The organism is Streptomyces pathocidini, assembly GCF_001418495.1.
GTDB classification, from domain to species: domain Bacteria; phylum Actinomycetota; class Actinomycetes; order Streptomycetales; family Streptomycetaceae; genus Streptomyces; species Streptomyces pathocidini.
In genome coordinates, this window is sequence record NZ_LIQY01000459.1 from 1 (window position 1) to 4,691 (window position 4,691).

The 4,691-nt window shown below is 71.5% G+C and carries 4 protein-coding genes, 1 tRNA gene and 2 pseudogenes; 5 read left to right on the forward strand and 2 right to left on the reverse strand.

What is annotated here, in order from left to right; all coding sequences use genetic code 11:
- Positions 1-327: 327 nt before the first annotated feature.
- Positions 328-702 carry a winged helix-turn-helix transcriptional regulator gene (locus AOK16_RS20270; RefSeq protein ID WP_055473621.1) on the reverse strand — a complete coding sequence of 125 codons (375 nt, stop codon included), beginning with the start codon at positions 700-702 and terminating at the stop codon, positions 328-330.
- Positions 703-832: 130 nt separating this feature from the next.
- On the opposite strand from AOK16_RS20270, the gene AOK16_RS20275 reads away from it, so the two are divergent.
- The 5 genes and pseudogenes from AOK16_RS20275 to AOK16_RS20295 all read left to right on the forward strand — a co-directional run.
- Entirely contained in the window at positions 833-1,483 is a 651-nt protein-coding gene (locus AOK16_RS20275; protein ID WP_055473622.1) for an FMN-dependent NADH-azoreductase, read from the forward strand.
- A gap of 178 nt (positions 1,484-1,661) precedes the next feature.
- Positions 1,662-1,745: transfer RNA gene (locus AOK16_RS20280), tRNA-Leu, on the forward strand.
- 413 nt (positions 1,746-2,158) lie between these two features.
- A complete protein-coding gene (locus AOK16_RS20285) occupies positions 2,159-2,968 on the forward strand; it encodes an FhaA domain-containing protein (RefSeq protein WP_055473623.1) in 810 nt (269 codons plus the stop codon).
- 10 nt (positions 2,969-2,978) lie between these two features.
- On the forward strand, positions 2,979-3,497 hold the full coding sequence (locus tag AOK16_RS20290) for an FHA domain-containing protein FhaB/FipA (protein ID WP_055473624.1): 519 nt from the start codon (positions 2,979-2,981) through the stop codon (positions 3,495-3,497).
- Positions 3,498-3,638: 141 nt separating this feature from the next.
- Positions 3,639-4,496 (forward strand): annotated as a pseudogene (locus AOK16_RS20295) (Stp1/IreP family PP2C-type Ser/Thr phosphatase); the annotation flags it as partial.
- On the opposite strand, the pseudogene AOK16_RS25985 reads toward AOK16_RS20295, so the two are convergent.
- A pseudogene (locus AOK16_RS25985) lies at positions 4,438-4,691 on the reverse strand (protein phosphatase); the annotation flags it as partial. The pseudogenes AOK16_RS20295 and AOK16_RS25985 overlap by 59 nt on opposite strands.

Genomic DNA, 4,691 nt, shown 5'->3' on the forward strand with positions numbered 1-4,691 from the left:
CTCCCCCGTGCCCCGCCCCGGCGTCAACCCGCCACGTCGACTGGTCACATCAACTGGCCACGACCGTACCCCCGGTGGCCGAAAACCCGCAGGCCCTGTGGATAACTCTCCGTGGGCAACGGAGAAGCGAGCGGAGAACCGCGACCAGCGACGGCGCACACCCCATAGAGGCGACTGTCCGGTCGGCCATAGAGGCACCTGCCCGGCCCACCGTAGGAGCACCTGCGGCGGCCCACTCACCGCTCCACAGGAGGCACCCCTCTCCACAGGGGGCTCACAACCCGCTCACCGCTCCACAGGCCCCCTCGGCCCGCCCACCGCTTCCGGCTACTTCCTGAACTCCTTCGGGCAACCGCCCGCGTCCGGCAGGTACTTCTCCGCCCACCGCCCCAGCTCCCGCAGCGAGGACTCCAGCCCCCGCCCCGCCTCGGTCAGCCGGTACGAGACCCGCAGCGGCGGGCCCGCGTCGACCTCGCGCAGGACCAGGCCCGCGGCCGTCAGCTCGGTCAGCCGGTCCGAGAGCATCCGCTCGCTGATGCCCGGGATCGCCCGGCGCAGCTCGGCGAAGTGCACCGCGCGCTGCATCAGCACGGTCACGATCAGGCCGGTCCACCGCTTTCCGAGCAGCGCGAACACCCGGGTCATACCGATGTCGACCTCGCTGCACTCCCGCGCGCCCTGACACTCGCCCTGGTCCGCCATGGGCCCAGCGTACTGCGTCCCCGTTTGGGACTGCGAAAAAGTAAGTGACTGTGCTAAGAATAGCTGCATACGGATTTCAACCACCGGGGACCACGGCAACCACCGCACCCCTCCCAGCAAGGAGACCCCCATGCCCACGCTCCTCCACATCGACTCCTCCGCCTTCCCGCAGGGCGCCTCCGCCTCCCGCGACGTCGCCGCCTCCTTCCGCGAGGCCTGGCAGCGGGAGAACCCGGACGGCACGGTGGTCTACCGCGACCTGGCCGCGGACCCGGTGCCGCACATCGACGCCACCGCGATCTCCGCGGGCTTCTCCGATCCGGCCGGCCACACCCCTGAGCAGCAGGCGGCCTGGGCCGCGCGGCTCGCGCTCATCGAGGAGCTGGAGCAGGCCGACGCCGTGCTCATCGGCGCCCCGATGTACAACTTCACGATCCCGTCCACGCTCAAGGCCTGGCTCGACCACGTGATCCTGATGGGCCGCACCGGCGGCGACTCCCCGTCCGCCGCGGGCACCCCGGTCACCGTGGTCGCCAGCCGCGGCGGGTCGTACGCGCCGGGCACCCCGCGCGAGGGCTTCGAGTTCGTGCAGACCTACCTGGAGAAGCTGCTGGGCGGCATGCTCGGTCTGGAGGTCGACTTCATCGTCCCGGAACTGACCCTCGCCCGTACGACCCCGGCGATGGCGGACCTGATCGAGCTGGCCGACGCCTCGCGCGCCAAGGCGCACCAGGACGCGACCGAGAAGGCCAGGAAGCTCGCCGCCCGCCTGAGCGCCTGACACCCGGTCCCGAGCCCCGGAGACTGCGCCACCCGGCGTCCCCCGGGGCGGGGAATAGGCGTGTGAACCCACCCCTGCCAGCGTGCTAATCTTCTGGATGTCGGAAGGCGCTCCACACGGAACGGACGGACCAGCCGGTCGGTTCGGGACCGTGGGGGAAACATTCGGCAACACCCATGCGCGGGTGGCGGAATAGGCAGACGCGCTGGATTCAGGTTCCAGTGCCCGAAAGGGCGTGGGGGTTCAACTCCCCCCTCGCGCACAGCGAAAGGCCCCGCGGATCTCACGATCTGCGGGGCCTTTGTCGTGTTGGTCACAGCCCCCGTCGACTTGGTCACAGGCCTCGCCGGCCGGGACCGCCCCGCGCGGGCGGGCTCGCCCCACCACGCGCGCCCAGCGCGCGCTCGGCGGGCCCCCGGCCACCGCTTCGCATCCGAACGCGGACCCGAGCACGGTCACGGTTGCGGGACACTGTCCAAGGGAACGGCCTCTACGATCCGGTATGGCCGGTCCGCCCGCGGCCGGGTCCCGTGGCCACTGAAGGAGGCGCTTGTGAGCGGCGACACTCGACAGTCGGCCCGGGAATGGGAACCACCTGTGTTTGGCGCTCGTGGATACGATCAGTAAGCAGTATCAGGACGGCACTGAGGAACGCATCGAGGAAGGAGGTGCCCGGTGGGAGTACTGAAACGCTTCGAGCAGCGTCTCGAGGGTCTCGTGAACGGCACCTTCGCCAAGGTGTTCAAGTCCGAGGTGCAACCCGTCGAGATCGCCGGGGCGCTCCAGCGCGAGTGCGACAACAACGCCACCATCTGGAACCGCGACCGGACGGTGGTCCCCAACGACTTCATCGTCGAGCTGAGCGCCCCGGACTACGAGCGCCTCAGCCCGTACTCCGGCCAGCTCGGCGACGAGCTCGCCGGGATGGTGCGCGACTACGCGAAGCAGCAGCGCTATACCTTCATGGGCGGGATCAAGGTCCACCTGGAGAAGGCCGAGGACCTCGACACCGGCCTGTACCGCGTGCGCAGCCGCACCCTCGCCTCGAGCGAGTCCCAGAGCCCCGGCCGCGGCGGCTACGCCGGGCAGCCCGCAGGCGCCCCGCCCATGCCCGCGGCGCCGCCCCCCGGCGCCCGGCAGAGCGGCGGCCCGTCCCCCGTGTCCCGGATGCCGGGTACGGGCGAGGGCCAGGCGCCCGGCGGGACGACCCGCCGCTGGATCGAGATCAACGGCACCCGCCACCAGATCTCCCGGCCGACCATGGTGCTGGGCCGCAGCACCGAGGCGGATGTGCGGATCGACGACCCCGGCGTCTCCCGCCGGCACTGCGAGATCCGGACCGGCACGCCCTCGACGATCCAGGATCTGGGATCCACCAACGGCATCGTGGTGGACGGGCAGCACACCGCCCGCGCTACGCTCCGCGACGGCTCGCGGATCGTCGTGGGCAGCACCACCATCGTTTTCCGGCAAGCCGAAGGGTGAAGCGGGGGCAATGTCAGAGCTGACCCTGACGGTCATGCGGCTGGGCTTTCTCGCCGTACTGTGGCTGTTCGTCATCGTGGCCGTGCAGGTCATCCGCAGCGACCTGTTCGGCACGCGCGTCACACAGCGTGCGTCCCGGCGGGGCGCCGAGCAGGCCGCCCGGCCCGGGCGCCAGCAGCCGCCGCAGCAGCGCAGCCAGCCGAGCGGCCGGGGCGGCGGGCGGCAGCGCCGCGGCGCCCCCACCAAGCTCGTGGTCTCCGAAGGCACCCTGACGGGCACCACGGTCGCCCTCCAGGGGCAGACGATCACCCTCGGCCGGGCCCACGACTCGACGATCGTGCTCGACGACGACTACGCGTCGAGTCGGCATGCCAGGATCTACCCGGACCGTGACGGCCAGTGGATCGTCGAGGATCTCGGGTCCACCAACGGCACGTATCTCGACCGGACCCGACTCACCACCCCGACCCCGATTCCGCTGGGCGCGCCGATCCGCATCGGCAAGACCGTCATCGAGCTGCGGAAGTAGTACGAGAATGAGCGAGCGGAGCGAGCGGGCCCCGGCCGCGCCGAAGGCCTTTCCGGGCCGCGGCGCGGCCCGTCCGAGCGCGCTCCCGACCGGAGGGTGGGCACCGTGCGGATGTACCCCGAGCCGACGGGCGAGGTGCGCATGAGTCTGTCACTGCACTTCGCCGCCGGGTCGCACAAAGGCATGATCCGCGAAGGCAACGAGGACTCGGGCTACGCCGGCCCCCGGCTGCTCGCCGTCGCCGACGGCATGGGCGGCCAGGCGGCCGGTGAGGTCGCCAGCTCCGAGGTGATCTCCACCCTCGTCCAGCTCGACGACGACGTCCCCGGCTCCGACCTGCTCACCTCGCTCGGCAGCGCCGTGCAGCGCGCCAACGAGCAGCTGCGCGTCATGGTCGAGGAGGACCCGCAGCTGGAGGGCATGGGCACGACGCTGACCGCCCTGCTGTGGACCGGCCGACGGCTCGGCCTGGTCCACGTGGGCGACTCGCGCGCGTACCTGCTGCGGGACGGCCTGCTGACGCAGATCACGCAGGACCACACCTGGGTCCAGCGGCTGGTCGACGAGGGCCGGATCACCGAGGAGGAGGCCACCACGCATCCGCAGCGCTCGCTGCTGATGCGCGCGCTGGGCAGCGGCGAGCACGTCGAGCCGGATCTGTCGATCCGCGAGGTCCGCGCCGGGGACCGCTATCTGATCTGCTCCGACGGCCTGTCCGGCGTCGTGAGCCACCAGACTCTCGAGGACACCCTCGCCGGCTACCAGGGCCCGCACGAGACCGTGCAGCAGCTGATCCAGCTGGCGCTGCGCGGCGGCGGCCCGGACAACATCACCTGCATCGTGGCCGACGTCCTGGACGTGGACGGCTCCGACACCCTCGCCGGGCAGCTCAACGACACCCCGGTCGTGGTCGGCGCGGTCGCGGAGAACCCGCACCACCTCAACGACAACGGCGCCATGCAGACCCCGGCCGGCCGAGCCCGGCTGCCCGGCCGGCCGGGGTCTGCATGGCGCCGTTGTCGTTGAGGTGGTGCGGGTTCTCCGCGACCGCGCCGACCACGACCGGGGTGTCGTTGAGCTGCCCGGCGAGGGTGTCGGAGCCGTCCACGTCCAGGACGTCGGCCACGATGCAGGTGATGTTGTCCGGGCCGCGGCCGCGCAGCGCCAGCGGGCTCAGCTGCTGCACGGGCTCGT